This is a genomic window from Streptomyces sp. NPDC060194, from assembly GCF_042728285.1.
Taxonomy (GTDB): domain Bacteria; phylum Actinomycetota; class Actinomycetes; order Streptomycetales; family Streptomycetaceae; genus Streptomyces.
Genome location: NZ_JBHWZH010000039.1, coordinates 16,016 through 31,075, shown reverse-complemented (window position 1 = coordinate 31,075; position 15,060 = coordinate 16,016). Strand labels below are relative to the sequence as shown.

Below are 15,060 nucleotides of genomic sequence, written 5' to 3'. Positions count from 1 at the left end.
GACCCATGCCGATCCGAGCGGTCCTGTGGGACGTCGACGACACGATCTTCGACTACACCACCGCCGACCGCGTCGGCATGCGCGCGCAGTTGGAGGCCGAGGGCCTGCTCGACCGGTTCGACACGGTCGAGCAGGCCCTCGGCGTGTGGCGGGAGACCACCGAGCGGCACTGGGCGCGGTTCGCCGAGGGCGGGATCGGCTTCGAGGAGCAGCGGCGGGACCGGGTCAGGGACTTCCTCGGCCGGCCGCTGACCGACGCCGAGGCCGACGCATGGTTCCACCGCTACCTCGTCCACTACGAAGCGGCGTGGGCGCTCTTCGACGACGTGCTGCCGGCTCTGGACGCCCTGGTCCCCGCCTACCGGCACGCCGTGCTGTCCAACTCCTCGGCACGCCACCAGGAGCGCAAGCTGACCAGGCTCGGCGTGCGCGACCGCTTCGAGGCGCTGCTCTGCGCCGCCGAGCTCGGAGTCTCCAAGCCGTCTCCTGAGGCGTTCCTCGCCGCGTGCGAGGAGATCGGCCTGCCGCCGGCGGAGGTGGCCTACGTCGGCGACCACCCCGAGATCGACGCCAGGGGCGCCTGCGCCGTCGGGCTGCGGGGGATCTGGCTGGACCGGACGGGAGTCCACCGCGCCGACGGCCTGGCGCGGATCACCGGCCTCGCCCAGCTGCCCGCCCTGCTCGGACCGAATAGCCGTTTTGGAGCCCTGACCTCCTTCGGGTAATGTTCTTCCTGCGCCGCCACGGACGGGCCGGAAGGCCAGGCGGGGAGGCGCAAGCCGATCAGAACCCTCAAGGGGGTTGCGATCCGGTGGGCTATGGTGTAATTGGCAACACGACGGTTTCTGGTTCCGTTATTCTAGGTTCGAGTCCTGGTAGCCCAGCGCAGTACCAAGCAAGACAAGCCCCCGTTGTGTAGCGGCCTAGCACGCTGCCCTCTCACGGCAGTAGCGCCGGTTCGAATCCGGTCGGGGGTACAGATCCTTCCCGCGGGACCACCTGGGTCGCACCCACTGGTCCCGAAGCAGGATCGCCAAAGGCCCCCGTTGTGTAGCGGCCTAGCACGCTGCCCTCTCACGGCAGTAGCGCCGGTTCGAATCCGGTCGGGGGTACGAAGAACGACAAGTGGTCTAGGCCACCTGTGGGCTATGGTGTAATTGGCAACACGACGGTTTCTGGTTCCGTTGTTCTAGGTTCGAGTCCTGGTAGCCCAGCGCAGTACCGCACCACCCGCAGTCCATGCCCCCGTTGTGTAGCGGCCTAGCACGCTGCCCTCTCACGGCAGTAGCGCCGGTTCGAATCCGGTCGGGGGTACGCACCGAGGAGCCCCTTCCAGTCCACTGGGAGGGGCTCCTCGCTTTGCTCCGTCGCGCCGCCCCCGGAAGGCCGAACTCCCGTCGGTCGCTGCGGCGTTGGAGCGACCGACGGGAGGGGGGACGTGACGGGAGAACAGGGGGCGCGGGCTCAGCCCGTACGGCGCAGGGCCTCGGACAGCCGCGCCGCCGCGTCGATGATCGCCTGCGCGTGCATCCGCCCCGGATGCCGCGTCAGCCGCTCGATCGGACCGGAGACGGACACCGCCGCCACCACGCGGTTGGAGGGCCCGCGCACCGGCGCGGAGACGGATGCCACCCCCGGCTCCCGCTCGCCGATCGACTGCGCCCAGCCCCGCCGCCGCACCCCCGACAGCGCCGTCGCCGTGAACCGCGCGCCCTGGAGCCCGCGGTGGAGCCGCTCGGGCTCCTCCCAGGCCATCAGGATCTGCGCCGAGGAGCCGGCCTTCATCGTCAGCGTGGAGCCGATCGGCACCGTGTCCCGCAGGCCGGAGAGCCGCTCGGCCGCCGCGACGCAGATCCGCATGTCGCCCTGCCGGCGGTAGAGCTGCGCGCTCTCGCCGGTGACGTCCCGCAGATGCGTCAGGACCGGGCCCGCGGTCGCGAGCAGCCGGTCCTCGCCGGCCGCCGCGGAGAGCTCCGAGAGCCGCGGGCCGAGGATGAACCGGCCCTGCATGTCCCGGGCCACCATGCGGTGGTGCTCCAGGGCCACGGCCAGTCGGTGAGCTGTGGGTCTTGCGAGTCCTGTGGCCGCCACCAGGCCTGCGAGGGTGGCCGGACCGGACTCCAGGGCGCCCAGGACAAGGGCTGCCTTGTCGAGAACGCCCACGCCGCTAGAGTTGTCCATGCAACGATACTCGCGTCTCACTCTGTGAAACGCAAGTTCAATTTTCCGCGGAAACAGCGACCCTTGTCGCAGCGGCCCGCGCACCGAACGGGGCGCGGCCGCCGCGCGGCACGAGGGGAACGCGCGACGGCACCCGAAATCTCGAGCAGTGTCGGCCCACGCGGCCGGCCGGAGGGAAAGCGATGGGTAGGACACTCGCGGAGAAGGTCTGGGACGACCACGTCGTCCGGCGCGCCGAGGGCGAGCCCGACCTCCTCTACATCGATCTGCACCTGCTGCACGAGGTGACCAGCCCGCAGGCCTTCGACGGACTGCGCCAGGCCGGCCGCCAGGTGCGCCGGCTCGACCTCACCATCGCCACCGAGGACCACAACACCCCGACCCTCGACATCGACAAGCCGATTGCCGACCCCGTCTCCCGCGCCCAGCTGGAGACCCTGCGCAAGAACTGCGCGGACTTCGGCGTCCGGCTGCACCCGCTCGGCGACGTCGAGCAGGGCGTCGTCCACGTGGTGGGACCGCAGCTCGGGCTGACCCAGCCCGGCACCACCGTGGTCTGCGGCGACAGCCACACCTCCACCCACGGCGCGTTCGGCGCGCTGGCGTTCGGCATCGGCACCTCCCAGGTCGAGCACGTGCTCGCCACCCAGACCCTCCCGATGGCCCGCCCCCGCACCATGGCGATCACCGTCGAGGGCGAACTGCCCGAGGACGTCACCGCGAAGGACCTGATCCTCGCCGTCATCGCCCGCATCGGCACCGGCGGCGGCCAGGGCTACGTCCTGGAGTACCGCGGATCCGCCATCGAGAAGCTCTCGATGGAGGCCCGCATGACCGTCTGCAACATGTCGATCGAAGCCGGCGCCCGCGCGGGCATGATCGCCCCCGACGAGACCACGTTCGCCTACCTCCAGGGCCGCGACCACGCCCCGCAGGGCGCGGACTGGGACGCCGCGGTGGAGTACTGGCGGACCCTGCGCACGGACGACGACGCCGAGTTCGACGCGGAGGTCGTCATCGACGCCGCCGAGCTGGCCCCGTTCGTCACCTGGGGAACCAACCCCGGCCAGGGCGCGCCGCTGTCGGCGTCCGTCCCCGACCCGGCCTCCTACGAGGACGCCTCGGAGCGGTACGCCGCCGAGAAGGCGCTGGAGTACATGGGCCTGACCGCCGGCCAGCCGCTGCGGGACATCCGCGTCGACACCGTCTTCGTCGGCTCCTGCACCAACGGCCGGATCGAGGACCTGCGCAACGCCGCCGGCGTCCTCGCCGGCCGCAAGGTCGCGAGCGGGGTGCGGATGCTGGTCGTGCCCGGCTCGGTGCGGGTCGCGCTGCAGGCCGTGGAGGAGGGCCTGGACAAGGTGTTCAAGGAGTCCGGCGCCGAGTGGCGGCACGCCGGCTGTTCCATGTGCCTGGGCATGAACCCCGACCAGCTCGCCCCCGGCGAGCGCTCGGCGTCCACCTCCAACCGCAACTTCGAGGGGCGCCAGGGCAAGGGCGGACGCACCCACCTGGTCTCCCCGCAGGTGGCCGCCGCCACCGCGGTGCTCGGCCACCTGGCCTCGCCCGCCGACCTGTCCGAAGCCACCGTGACCGCCGGAGTCTGAACACCATGGAAGCCTTCACCACCCACACCGGCCGGGCCGTCCCGCTGCGCCGCAGCAACGTCGACACCGACCAGATCATCCCCGCCCACTGGCTCAAGAAGGTCACCCGCGACGGGTTCGAGGACGGCCTGTTCGAAGCCTGGCGCAAGAACGACGACTTCGTCCTCAACCGGCCCGAGCGCGCCGGGGCGACCGTCCTGGTGGCCGGCCCCGACTTCGGCACCGGCTCCTCCCGCGAGCACGCCGTCTGGGCCCTGCAGAACTACGGCTTCAAGACCGTCATCTCCTCCCGCTTCGCCGACATCTTCCGCGGCAACTCGCTGAAGAACGGCCTGCTCACCGTGGTCCTCGACCAGAAGACCGTCGACGCGCTGTGGGAGCTGACCGAGGCGGACCCGACCGCCGAGATCACCGTCGACCTGCAGGAGCGCCAGGTCCGCGCCGAGGGTGTGACCGCCGAATTCGAGCTGGACGAGAACGCCCGCTGGCGCCTCCTCAACGGCCTCGACGACATCAGCATCACCCTCCGGAACGAGGCCGACATCGCCGCCTACGAGTCCGGCCGGCCGGCCTTCAAACCCCGAACGGCCCGCGTCTGACGGACGGATCGCTTCACCCGGGTGCCCCGCCGCCGTAACGGCAGCGGGGCACCCGTCGTGTGTCCGGCGGAGTGACCAACTCCGTTTCGACGGGCGGGAGATGGGAACGCGGCTGCTGGTGCCACCGGGTGGTGCCGATCCCCCGGAAGAGGGGCGGGAGAGGCGGCAGTTACCCCTCTGGAGGTGACAACTCCTCCCAGATGGCACAATCGCCGTATGGAACCCGACAACCAACTCGGACTCTACGAGATGGTGGCGGACCGACTGAAAGAAGCGCACTCCATGGTGCGCGCACTGCAAGTCCCGGAGGGCGTACGGATGGCGCTGTCCCGGAAGCTGCTGGCCATTACGGCGGCTTCCAAACACGATCTCGCCGCCGCGGCACGGCGTCTGGATCTCTTCGCGGAAGAGATCCGCGAGGGCCGATTTCCACAGGACGGGTGAACACCCGAGCAGGTGGGAAGTCGTCACGGCCCGTTCCGTTGCGGCACAAGGGTGATGAGCCCGTTTCGTGTTTGATTTGCGGTATATATCTGCCTAACGTGCGAAAAAGCTTGAACACATTCGTTCTGGCGATGTCTCCGAAGGGGAAGACGTGAACAAGGCGCAGCTCGTAGAAGCGATTGCCGACAAGGTCGGCGGCCGTCAGCAGGCCGCGGACGCCGTGGACGCGGTGCTGGACGCGATCGTGCGTGCCGTCGTCGGCGGGGACCGGGTTTCGGTCACCGGTTTCGGCTCGTTCGAGAAGGTCGACCGCCCCGCGCGGTACGCCCGCAACCCGCAGACGGGCGAGCGGGTGCGGGTCAAGAAGACCTCTGTTCCGCGCTTCCGTGCCGGCCAGGGCTTCAAGGACCTGGTCAGCGGTTCGAAGAAGCTCCCCAAGGGCGGCGAGGTCTCCGTCAAGAAGGCCCCCAAGGGCAGCCTCACCGGCGGTGTGAAGACGACGACCAAGGCCGCGGCCAAGAAGGCCACCGCCAAGAAGGCCGCCGCGAAGAAGACCACGGCCGCCGCCAAGAAGACCACCGCCGCGCCCGCGAAGAAGACCACCGCGGCCCGCAAGACCGCCACCGCGGCGAAGAAGACCACCGCCGCGAAGAAGGCGACCCCGGCGAAGAAGACCGCCACCGGCGCCGCCAAGAAGACCTCGGCCGCGGCCAAGAAGACCACCGCCAAGAAGACCGCGCCCGCCAAGAAGGCCACGGCCGTCAAGGCGCCCGCGAAGAAGACCACCGCGCGCAAGACCACCGCCAAGAAGACGGCCGCGCGCACCGCGTAGCCCGATCGATCCACCAGGCGCCACCCGCGGTACCCATGTGTCGGGCCGGGCTCCCTCCGGGGGGACCCGGCCCGCGGCCGTGCCCGGGCCGGGCCCGTGAGCGGCTCAGAAGGTCTGCAGCGTCACCAGGGTGATCCGCAGGCCCGCCCCCTCGCCCTCCGTCTCGATCCGCACCCGCTGCCCCGGCCGCAGCAGCCGCAGCCCGCCGGCGTCGAAGGCCGGCCCGTCGAAGGGCACCGGGGTGCCGTCGTCGAGCAACACGCTGCCGCTGCGGGTGTCGGGGTCGTAGGTGTACGAAGTCGCCTGCATGTCCCGCACCCTAGGGCATCGCTACCCGTCGATCCGGTCCGCCGGGACCGGGCCGAGGGCCGCGGCCGCCGTCCGCGGGCCGAGGCCGAGCAGGGCCGCCGCCCGCAGGTCCGCCCCGGTGTCGACGTCCCGGCGGACCGAGTCGACGTCCGCGTGGCTGATTTCGATCGCTCCGGAGGCCGCGTGGCGGGCCCGCGACGCGCCCCCGAAGGCCGGCGCCAATTCCACTCCCGGCCGGGCGGAAAGCAATGTGGTGCCGATTCCGGCGGCGTCCGCGAGAAATGCGCGCGGAAATGCGCGGGCCTCGTTGAGAACGCACGCCAATTCCGCCGGGCGCAGTGCCGGCAGGTCGGCGTTCAGTGCGGCGACCGGCGCCCCGGGGCGCAGCCGGGCCGCCAGGGCGGCCCCGTGCGCCAGCGCGGCGTTGAGGCCGTCCTCGGCGGTGGTGCGCGCCGTGAGCCCCGTCGTGCCGCACGCGGGGACGCGGGGAGGCCGGGCGGCCGGCCGCCGCACCGGTTCGGGGACGATCCGCGCGCCGAGCGCCGCCAGTTCGGCCCCGGCCAGCGGGTCGTCCGTGACGACCACCACATCGCGCACGCGCACGCAGGCCAGCGCGGCCGCGACGGTGTCCTGGGCGAACGCCAGCGCCAGCGAGGGACGCAACTCCTCGCCGACCGCCCGCGCCAGCCTGCTCTTGGCGCGCGTCAGCGGCTTCAGCGGGACCACCACGGTCCAGGGGATCGTCTCCATCGCGCCCATTGTGGCGGGTAGGGCTGCGGTGGCGCCGGGGCGGGCCGTCGGCGCACCGCCGGGACGCGGGCGTACGGTGTTCTCGACAGACCGCGGGCCTGGGGCGACACTTGTGCGGTCCCGCAGCCCCATGCCGCCCCCCAGGCCCGTACAGGCAGGTCAGGTGCTCAGTGAAAGGTGTCCGAGTGTCCCGCCGCAGAATCGGCTTCTGGTACCGACTGGCCGCGGTCATCGCCAAACCGCCCCTGCTGGCGCTGTTCAAACGGGACTGGCACGGAATGGAGAAGATCCCGGCCGACGGGGGATTCATCACCGCGATCAACCACAACTCGTATCTCGACCCGCTGTCGTACGCGCACTTCCAGTACAACACCGGACGCGTGCCCAGGCTGCTCGCGAAAGCGGCGCTCTTCGACGTGACATTCGTCGGGATGATGCTCCGCAACACCGGTCAGATTCCCGTCTACCGCGAGACCACGAACGCGCTCGACGCGTTCCGGGCGGCCGTCGACGCCATCGAGGCGGGGGAATGCGTGGCCTTCTATCCCGAGGGCACGCTCACCCGTGACCCGGAGCAGTGGCCGATGGTCGCCAAGACCGGGGCGGCCAGGGTCGCGCTGGCCACCCGCTGCCCGGTGGTGCCCGTCGCGCAGTGGGGCGCCAACGAGGCGATGCCGCCGTACGCGAAGGGCCGGAAGTTCGACCTCCTCCCGCGCAAGACACTCAGGGTCAGGGCGGGCGACCCGGTCGACCTCTCCCGGTTCTACGACCGGCAGCCCACCCCCGAGGTGCTGCGCGAGGCCACCGAGGAGATCATGGCCGCGATCACCGCGCTCCTGGAGGAGATCCGCGGCGAGAAGGCCCCGGCACAGGTCCACGACCCGCGCGAGGCCCGCGCACAACAGCGGCGCAAGGCCGCGGAGGAGACTTCCAAGTGACGCGCGTCGCGGTATTCGGTTCCGGGTCCTGGGGGACGGCCTTCGCCATGGTGATGGCGGACGCCGGCTGCGAGGTGACCCTGTGGGGCCGCCGCCCGGAACTGGCCGAGGCGATCAACACCACCCGCGTCAACGCCGACTACCTGCCCGGCGTCGAACTCCCCGCCTCGGTGCGCGCCACCACCGACCCGGCCGAGGCCGCCCGCGACGCCGCGTTCACCGTCCTCGCCGTGCCGTCCCAGACGCTGCGCGCCAACCTGGGGGAGTGGGCCCCGCTGCTCGCCCCCGACACCGTGCTCGTCTCCCTGATGAAGGGGGTCGAACTCGGCACGGCCAAGCGGATGAGCGAGGTGATCGAGGAGGTCGCCAAGGTGTCCGGCGACCGGGTCGCGGTCCTCTCCGGACCCAACCTGGCCAAGGAGATCGCCGCCCGGCAGCCCGCCGCCTCCGTCGTCGCGTGCACCGACGAGGCCGTCGCCACCCGCCTCCAGGCCGCCTGCCACACCCCGTACTTCCGCCCCTACACCAACACCGACGTCGTCGGCTGCGAGCTGGGCGGCGCGGTGAAGAACGTCATCGGCCTCGCGGTCGGCATCGCGGACGGGATGGGGCTCGGCGACAACACCAAGGGCTCGCTCATCACCCGCGGGCTCGCCGAGACCACCCGGCTCGGACTCGCCATGGGCGCCGACCCGATGACGTTCTCCGGGCTCGCCGGGCTCGGCGACCTGGTCGCCACCTGCTCCTCGCCGCTCTCCCGCAACCACACCTTCGGCACCAACCTCGGCCGCGGGATGACCCTCCAGGAGACGATCGCCGTCACCCGGCAGACGGCCGAGGGCGTCAAGTCCTGCGAGTCGGTGGCCGACCTGGCCCGCCGGCACGGCGTCGACATGCCGATCACTGACACCGTCGTCGACATCGTCCACCACGGCAAGCCCCCGCTGGTCGCGCTCAAGGAGCTCATGTCCCGCAGCGCCAAGCCCGAGCGCCGGTAGTCCCGGCCGGCCCCGCGACCCGCGGCGGCGAGGGCCGGTGCAACCCGCGCGACTCCCCGGACCACAAGGTAGCCTTCACGCGTTATGAGCAGCGAGAACCTTCCCCAGAGCCCTGAGCGGCCCTCCGCCCGCAAGCCGCGCGTCGCCGTCGTGTTCGGTGGCCGCAGCTCCGAGCACGGCATCTCCGTGGTCACCGCGGGCGCGGTGCTGCGCTCCATCGACCGGACGAAGTACGACGTGCTGCCGATCGGCATCACCCAGGACGGCCGGTGGGCGCTGACCGCCGACGAGCCGGAGCGGATGGCGATCACCGACCGCCGCACGCCGACCGTCGCCGAACTCGCCGACTCCGTCTCGGGGTCGGTCGCGCTGTCCTTCGACCCCTCCGACCGCGAGGTCGTCTACGCCGAGCCCGGCTCGGTGCCCAAGGCGCTGGGCGAGGTCGACGTCGTCTTCCCCGTGCTCCACGGCCCCTACGGCGAGGACGGCACCCTCCAGGGCCTCCTGGACCTCGCGGGCGTGCCCTACGTCGGCTCCGGCGTGCTCTCCTCGGCCGTCGGCCAGGACAAGGAGTACATGAAGCGGGTCTTCGTCTCCTTCGGGCTGCCGGTAGGCCCCTACGCGGTGATCCGCCCGCGCGAGTGGGAGCAGGACCCGGCCGCCGCCCGGAAGAGGATCGCCGACTTCGCCGGCGAGCACGGCTGGCCGCTCTTCGTGAAGCCCGCCCGCGGCGGCTCGTCGATGGGCATCAGCAAGGTCGACTCCTTCGAGGGCCTCGACGAGGCGATCGAGGAGGCCCGCCGGCACGACCCGAAGATCCTGGTGGAGTCGCTGCTCACCGGCCGCGAGATCGAGTGCGGCGTCCTTGAGTTCGAGGACGGGCCGCGCGCCAGCGTCCCGGCCTGGATCCCGCCGGTCTCCGACCACAGCTTCTACGACTTCGAGGCGAAGTACATCGACTCCGCCTCCGGCGTCGTTCCCGCCCCGATCACCGAGGCGGAGACCGCCGAGGTGCAGCGGCTCGCGGTCGCCGCGTTCGAGGCGGCGGCCTGCGAGGGCCTGGTCCGCGCGGACTTCTTCCTCACCGACGAGGGCGAGTTCGTCATCAACGAGATCAACACCATGCCCGGCTTCACGCCCATCTCGATGTACCCGCGGATGTGGGAGGAGAGCGGCGTCCCGTACGCGGAGCTGGTCGACCGCCTGCTCCAGGCGGCGATGCGCCGCTCGACGGGCCTGCGCTGAGCCCGGGCAGGCCCTGAGGCGGGACGCGGCGGGCGTCGCCCCTCAGCCCGCCGCCTCGACGCCGTCGTCGGCGGGGGCGACCCCCTCGGGGATCGCCTTCGAGACGGCGGGGGCCAGGTCGACCAGGGGGGCGGCGCCGCCGGGGAACTTCGCCGGGAGCGTGACCTCCACGTACGCCTCGCGGAGTATCGCGGTGAACCGGTAACTGCCGTCGGAGCGTTCCTCGGTCAGCCAGGAGACCCCGTCGACCTCGACGCTCCGCGCCGTCGTGCTCTCGGCGTCCGCGGGCTGCGGGACCCCGCAGCGCAGTACGATCCCGCCGTCCCAGGCCGCGGTGAGGCCGGACGCGGGCTCGGGGTCCGACCGCTCGGCGCCGTCCATGGACGACGGCAGTTCGCGGTCCAGGGCGCCGCACAGCCGCGCGGTGGTCTTCGTGGGGGAGGGGACGGCGACCTTCGCCGCGGGGTCCCCGGCGCAGCCCGCCGCGCCGAGCGCGAGGGCGGACACGAGGAGGGCGGGGCCGACGGCGGGCCGGCGACGGTTCGGGGTCACCGGCCCAGCGTAGACGGGGGCTACAGATGCACGACCGGGCAGGTCAGGGTTCGCGTGATGCCCTCCACCTGCTGCACCCGCGCGACGACGAGACGTCCGAGGTCGTCGACGGTGTCGGCCTGGGCCCGCACGATGACGTCGTAGGGTCCGGTGACGTCCTCGGCCTGTATCACCCCCGTGATCTTGCTGATCGTGTCGGCGACGGTCGACGCCTTACCGACTTCGGTCTGGATCAGGATGTACGCCTGTACCACGGAACCTCCAGGGCGGCTACGAGGATCATGTGGGATGAAGGGACGCCACGGTATCGCGTCGCCGCGTGCGGCGGGGAGACTTGGGCGGTCGGTCACCGGCGAACGGGTGGATCCTTGTCACGGTACCGACGCCGCCGCGCGCCCGCGACCGGGCGCGGCGGGCACGGGGGCACACAGCGGCGCAGGGTGTACGACGGATCGCCGGACGGTCGGCGGCCGGCGCGAGGAGAGGCGGGGTTCAGTGAAAGGCACTGTCGGTGAGCTGGGCGAGTTCGGCCTGATCAGGGAGTTGACCTCCCGGCTCACCACCACGCCGGCGGTCCGGATCGGGCCCGGCGACGACGCCGCGGTCGTGGCCGCGCCCGACCGGCGCGTGGTCGCGAGCACGGACGTCCTCCTGGAGGGGCGGCACTTCCGCCGCGACTGGTCCACCGCCTACGACGTCGGCCGGAAGTCCGCCGCCCAGAACCTCGCCGACATCGCGGCGATGGGCGCGGTCCCCACCGCGCTGCTCCTCGGCCTCGTGGTCCCCGCCGACCTCCCGGCCGCCTGGGCGGGCGAGCTGATGGACGGCATCCGCGACGAGTGCCAGGTGGCCGGCGCGGCCGTCGTCGGCGGCGACGTGGTGCGCGGCGACTGCGTCACCGTCGCCATCACCGCGCTCGGCGACCTCCGCAACCAGGACCCGGTCACCCGGGCCGGGGCCCGACCCGGCGACGTCGTCGCCTACACCGGCTGGCTCGGCTGGTCGGCGGCCGGGTACGCCGTCCTCTCCCGCGGCTTCCGCTCCCCGCGCGCCTTCGTCGAGGCGCACCGCCGGCCCGAACCGCCCTACCACGCGGGCCCCGCGGCCGCCGCGCTCGGCGCCACGGCCATGACCGACGTCAGCGACGGCCTCGTCGCCGACCTCGGGCACATCGCCGAGTCGAGCAAGGTCCGCATCGACCTGCGCACCGCGGACATCGACGTGCCGACGCAGATGAACGACATCGGCCAGGCCGTCGGCGTCGACCCGCTGCAGTGGGTGCTCACCGGCGGCGAGGACCACGCGATCGTCGCCACCTTCCCGCCCGAGGTGAAGCTGCCCGCCCGGTGGAAGGTCATCGGCACCGTCCTCAACCCCTCCGCGATGCCCCAGGTCACCGTCGACGGCGCGCCCTGGACGTCGGGCAGCGGCTGGGACCACTTCGGGGAGGACGCGTGAACGCCGGGACCGGGGCGTACCGGGTGCTGACCGTCGCCGGCTCGGACTCGGGCGGCGGGGCGGGCCTCCAGGCCGACCTCAAGACGATGCTGGCGCACGGCGTGCACGGCATGAGCGTGGTCACCGCGGTCACCGCGCAGAACTCGCTCGGGGTGCAGGGCGCCTGGGAGCTGCCGGCGGAGGCGGTGCGCGCCCAGTTCCGGTCCGTCGTCGACGACATCGGCGTCCAGGCCGTGAAGACCGGGATGCTCGCCTCGGCCGAACTCGTCGAGACGGTCGCCGAACTGCTCACCTACACGGACGCGCCCGCCGTGGTCGACCCCGTCGGCGTCTCCAAGCACGGCGACCCGCTGCTCGCGGCCGAGGCGCTGGACTCCGTCCGCACCCGGCTGCTGCCGGTGGCGACGGTCGCCACCCCCAACCTGGACGAGGTGGCCCAGCTCACCGGCGTCGAGGTGACCGGAGAGGCCGACCTGCGACGGGCGGCCGACGCGGTGCTCGCGTACGGGCCGCGGTGGGTGCTGATCAAGGGCGGGCACCTGGCCGGGGAGGCCGTCGACCTGCTCTCCGACGGCACCGAGCTCGTGTACCTGCGCGCACCCCGCCACGACAACCGGCACACCCACGGCACCGGCTGCACCCTCGCCTCCGCGATCGCGTCCCGGCTCGCCCTCGGGGAGGGCGTGCCGGAGGCGGTGACCGGGGCGAAGGAGTACGTCACCGGGGCGATCGCCGCCGGCTTCCCGCTCGGCGGGGGGATCGGGCCCGTCGACCACGGGTGGTGGCTGCGCAGGGCGTGAGGGGACCGGGGCATGAAAAAACCGGTTCACCGCTACGGTGAACCGGTTTCCCCAAGCAGCAACCGACATGGTGGCTGCGCTGACGGCAGACCCCTGCTCACGCAGGGAGAGTCGTGCACTTAGCGCGAGACCTTGCCGGCCTTGATGCACGAGGTGCAGACGTTGAGCCGCTTCGGCGTCCGACCGACCACGGCACGCACGCGCTGGATGTTGGGGTTCCAGCGACGGGACGTACGGCGGTGCGAGTGGGAGATGTTGTTGCCGAAGCCGGGCCCCTTGCCACAGACGTCGCAGTTGGCAGCCACGGGTCACTCCAAAGACTTCAGATGCTGTTACGGGAAATCCCGGCAAGCCGGAATTCAGAAGTCGGATGAGAAGTCTGAGTGGCGCTGCCAGGAGGGGGAGCCTGTCCTTCGACAGGCAACCGGAGCAGCATACAACGGCTGCTCCTTCCTGGCGAAACTACCATGTCGCCCAGGTCCGGGGCCCCGGCCGCCGACCGGCCCGCACACCCCCTAATCTGCCAGGGCGGTGATCCTCCGGCTCCCGGGGTACACGGGCACGGCAGACTCGGCACGACCTAGGGAGGCAGCAGGTGGCGCAGTCCCTCGACGCCCTGGCGGTCCGCACCTGGTGCGCCCGCGCGCTGGAGGCGCTGGGCAAGGCCCGCCAGGAGATCGACGCGATCAACGTCTACCCCGTCGCGGACGGCGACACCGGGACCAACCTCTACCTGACCGTCGAGTCCGCAGCCCAGGCCGTCGAGGCCGCCTTCGAGGCGCATCCGCAGGGCGACCCGGGGCCCACCGTCTCCGAGGCGTTCGGGGCGATGGCCCACGGGGCGCTGATCGGGGCGCGCGGCAACTCCGGCACGATCCTCGCCCAACTGCTGCGGGGGATGGCCGAGGTCCTCGGCGGCGACCTGCCGCGCGGTGACGGGAATCACCTGGCCACGGCGCTGCACCGGGCCGCGGAGTCCGCCTACCTGGCCGTCGCCCGGCCGGTGGAGGGCACGGTCCTCACGGTCGCGACGGCGGCGGCGGAGGCGGCGCTGCGGGCCGCCGGCGAGCTCGCGGCCGCCCCCGACCCCGGCACCCTCGACCCCGAGGCGGCCCGCCCCGCCGTCGACTGCGCCGCCGTCGCCGGGGCCGCGCTCGCCGGGGCCGCCGAGGCCCTCGCCGCGACCCCGGACCAGCTCGCCGTGCTCGGCCGCGAGGGCGTCGTCGACGCCGGCGGGCAGGGCCTGGTCACCCTGCTCGGCGCCCTGGTCGAGACGCTCACCGGCGCCGCCCCGCAGCCCGCCGTCCGCCCGCTGGCGTGCCCGGTCCACACCGTCCGCACCCCCCAGGACCGCGCGGACCACGAGTCCGCGGGCCCCGCCTTCGAGGTCATCTACCTCCTGGAGTCCGACGACGACTCCGTCACCCGGCTCCGCACCCGCCTCGACGTGCTCGGCGACTCCCTCGTCGTGGTCGGCGGCGACGGGCTGTGGAACGTCCACGTGCACGTCGACGACGCCGGGGCGGCCGTCGAGGCCGGGATCGAGGCGGGCCGGCCGTACCGGATCCGGATCACCCACTTCGGAGCTGAGGACGTGCACAGCGGCGGCCGGGCGGGCGACGGCGAGCGGGACGGCCGGGACGCACCGGAGCGGGCGCGGCGGGCCGTGGTCGCCGTCGTCCCCGGCGACGGGCTCGCGCTGCTGTGCCGGGACGCCGGCGCCACCACCGTCCTGGCCCGGCCCGGCGAGCCGCCCGCCAGCGGCGAGCTGGTCGAGGCGATCCGGCAGGCGCACGCCCACGAGGTGGTGCTGCTCCCCAACGCCGCCGAACTCCGGCACACCGCCGCGGCCGCCGCCGACCAGGCCCGCGCCGAGGGCGTACGGGTCGCGCTCATCCCCACCCGCGCCGCCGTCCAGGGCCTGGCCGCCCTCGCCGTCCACGAGCCCGACCGCCGCTTCGACGAGGACGTCGTCGCCATGACCTCGGCGGCCGGCGCCACCCGGTACGCCGAACTCGCCGTCGCCGAGAGCGAGTTCTGGACGATGGCGGGCATCTGCCAGGCCGGGGACGTGCTCGGGATGATCGACGGCGACGTGGCCGTCATCGGCGACGACCTCACCCGCACCGCGGCCGAGGTCCTGGACCGGATGCTCCACGCCGGCGGAGAGCTCGTCACGCTGGTGCTCGGCGAGGAGACCCCGCAGGCGCTCGCCGAGCACCTCGAACGCCGGGTGCGGACCCACCACCTCGCCGTGGACACCGTCGTCTACCGGGGCGGCCGGCACTCATCGCCGCTGCTCATCGGGGTGGAGTAGCCGGGGCGGGGCCTTCCGGCGGCGGGATTC

General features: G+C 72.6%; 17 protein-coding genes and 5 tRNA genes. 16 read left to right on the top strand and 6 right to left on the bottom strand.

Translation table 11 applies throughout. The features are described from left to right. Positions 1-5: 5 nt before the first annotated feature. The 6 genes from ACFWEG_RS11605 (at position 6) to ACFWEG_RS11580 (ending at position 1,314) form a co-directional block, all read left to right on the top strand. Positions 6-725, top strand: coding sequence for an HAD family hydrolase (locus ACFWEG_RS11605; protein ID WP_387212424.1), 720 nt, complete (start codon positions 6-8; stop codon positions 723-725). 87 nt (positions 726-812) lie between these two features. Next, a tRNA-Gln gene (locus ACFWEG_RS11600) sits at positions 813-884 on the top strand. A gap of 20 nt (positions 885-904) precedes the next feature. Further along, positions 905-977 (top strand) — tRNA-Glu (locus ACFWEG_RS11595). Between the two features lie 62 nt (positions 978-1,039). After that, positions 1,040-1,112 (top strand) — tRNA-Glu (locus tag ACFWEG_RS11590). A gap of 30 nt (positions 1,113-1,142) precedes the next feature. Next, positions 1,143-1,214: transfer RNA gene (locus ACFWEG_RS11585), tRNA-Gln, on the top strand. A 27-nt stretch (positions 1,215-1,241) separates the two neighbouring features. Further along, positions 1,242-1,314 (top strand) — tRNA-Glu (locus tag ACFWEG_RS11580). Between the two features lie 150 nt (positions 1,315-1,464). Here ACFWEG_RS11580 and ndgR read toward each other — a convergent pair. Next, positions 1,465-2,181, bottom strand: coding sequence for an IclR family transcriptional regulator NdgR (ndgR, locus tag ACFWEG_RS11575; RefSeq protein ID WP_387212421.1), 717 nt, complete (start codon positions 2,179-2,181; stop codon positions 1,465-1,467). 182 nt (positions 2,182-2,363) lie between these two features. On the opposite strand from ndgR, the gene leuC reads away from it, so the two are divergent. From leuC to ACFWEG_RS11555, 4 genes are all read left to right on the top strand, one after another. Further along, positions 2,364-3,788, top strand: a complete 1,425-nt coding sequence (leuC, locus tag ACFWEG_RS11570) for a 3-isopropylmalate dehydratase large subunit (protein WP_387212417.1) — start codon at positions 2,364-2,366, stop codon at positions 3,786-3,788. A gap of 5 nt (positions 3,789-3,793) precedes the next feature. Then, positions 3,794-4,387, top strand: coding sequence for a 3-isopropylmalate dehydratase small subunit (gene leuD / locus ACFWEG_RS11565; protein WP_387212414.1), 594 nt, complete (start codon positions 3,794-3,796; stop codon positions 4,385-4,387). Positions 4,388-4,603: 216 nt separating this feature from the next. After that, positions 4,604-4,831 (top strand): hypothetical protein, encoded by a 228-nt coding sequence (locus tag ACFWEG_RS11560; protein ID WP_387212411.1) that lies wholly within the window; start codon positions 4,604-4,606, stop codon positions 4,829-4,831. 151 nt (positions 4,832-4,982) lie between these two features. Continuing rightward, positions 4,983-5,663, top strand: coding sequence for an HU family DNA-binding protein (locus ACFWEG_RS11555; RefSeq protein WP_387212408.1), 681 nt, complete (start codon positions 4,983-4,985; stop codon positions 5,661-5,663). Between the two features lie 105 nt (positions 5,664-5,768). Here ACFWEG_RS11555 and ACFWEG_RS11550 read toward each other — a convergent pair whose 3' ends face one another. Beyond that, positions 5,769-5,972 (bottom strand): hypothetical protein, encoded by a 204-nt coding sequence (locus ACFWEG_RS11550; protein ID WP_387212405.1) that lies wholly within the window; start codon positions 5,970-5,972, stop codon positions 5,769-5,771. A 21-nt stretch (positions 5,973-5,993) separates the two neighbouring features. Then, positions 5,994-6,722 carry a 2-phospho-L-lactate guanylyltransferase gene (cofC, locus tag ACFWEG_RS11545; RefSeq protein ID WP_387212402.1) on the bottom strand — a complete coding sequence of 243 codons (729 nt, stop codon included), beginning with the start codon at positions 6,720-6,722 and terminating at the stop codon, positions 5,994-5,996. A 185-nt stretch (positions 6,723-6,907) separates the two neighbouring features. On the opposite strand from cofC, the gene ACFWEG_RS11540 reads away from it, so the two are divergent. The 3 genes from ACFWEG_RS11540 (at position 6,908) to ACFWEG_RS11530 (ending at position 9,903) form a co-directional block, all read left to right on the top strand. Next, complete coding sequence (locus ACFWEG_RS11540; protein WP_387212399.1) at positions 6,908-7,660, top strand: lysophospholipid acyltransferase family protein; 753 nt, start codon at positions 6,908-6,910, stop codon at positions 7,658-7,660. Further along, entirely contained in the window at positions 7,657-8,658 is a 1,002-nt protein-coding gene (locus ACFWEG_RS11535) for an NAD(P)H-dependent glycerol-3-phosphate dehydrogenase (protein WP_387212396.1), read from the top strand. Before ACFWEG_RS11540 ends, ACFWEG_RS11535 begins: the two co-directional genes overlap by 4 nt. A gap of 84 nt (positions 8,659-8,742) precedes the next feature. Beyond that, a complete protein-coding gene (locus ACFWEG_RS11530) occupies positions 8,743-9,903 on the top strand; it encodes a D-alanine--D-alanine ligase family protein (RefSeq protein ID WP_387212393.1) in 1,161 nt (386 codons plus the stop codon). A 42-nt stretch (positions 9,904-9,945) separates the two neighbouring features. Here ACFWEG_RS11530 and ACFWEG_RS11525 read toward each other — a convergent pair whose 3' ends face one another. Both ACFWEG_RS11525 and ACFWEG_RS11520 read right to left on the bottom strand, forming a co-directional pair. Further along, positions 9,946-10,455 (bottom strand): DUF3515 domain-containing protein, encoded by a 510-nt coding sequence (locus ACFWEG_RS11525; RefSeq protein ID WP_387212390.1) that lies wholly within the window; start codon positions 10,453-10,455, stop codon positions 9,946-9,948. A 20-nt stretch (positions 10,456-10,475) separates the two neighbouring features. Next, entirely contained in the window at positions 10,476-10,709 is a 234-nt protein-coding gene (locus ACFWEG_RS11520) for an Lrp/AsnC ligand binding domain-containing protein (RefSeq protein WP_387212387.1), read from the bottom strand. 241 nt (positions 10,710-10,950) lie between these two features. On the opposite strand from ACFWEG_RS11520, the gene ACFWEG_RS11515 reads away from it, so the two are divergent. Beyond that, on the top strand, positions 10,951-11,913 hold the full coding sequence (locus ACFWEG_RS11515) for a thiamine-phosphate kinase (RefSeq protein ID WP_387212384.1): 963 nt from the start codon (positions 10,951-10,953) through the stop codon (positions 11,911-11,913). After that, complete coding sequence (gene thiD, locus ACFWEG_RS11510) at positions 11,910-12,713, top strand: bifunctional hydroxymethylpyrimidine kinase/phosphomethylpyrimidine kinase (protein ID WP_387212382.1); 804 nt, start codon at positions 11,910-11,912, stop codon at positions 12,711-12,713. The genes ACFWEG_RS11515 and thiD overlap by 4 nt, the downstream gene beginning before the upstream one ends. A 119-nt stretch (positions 12,714-12,832) precedes the next feature. Here the strand turns inward: thiD and rpmB are convergent, their stop codons facing one another. Further along, entirely contained in the window at positions 12,833-13,018 is a 186-nt protein-coding gene (gene rpmB, locus ACFWEG_RS11505) for a 50S ribosomal protein L28 (protein ID WP_003957616.1), read from the bottom strand. A 290-nt stretch (positions 13,019-13,308) separates the two neighbouring features. Between rpmB and ACFWEG_RS11500 the strand changes: the two genes are divergently transcribed. Further along, the gene (locus ACFWEG_RS11500; RefSeq protein WP_387212379.1) at positions 13,309-15,030 is read left to right on the top strand and encodes a DAK2 domain-containing protein; all 1,722 of its coding nucleotides are present in this window, start codon (positions 13,309-13,311) and stop codon (positions 15,028-15,030) included. Positions 15,031-15,060 lie beyond the last annotated feature (30 nt).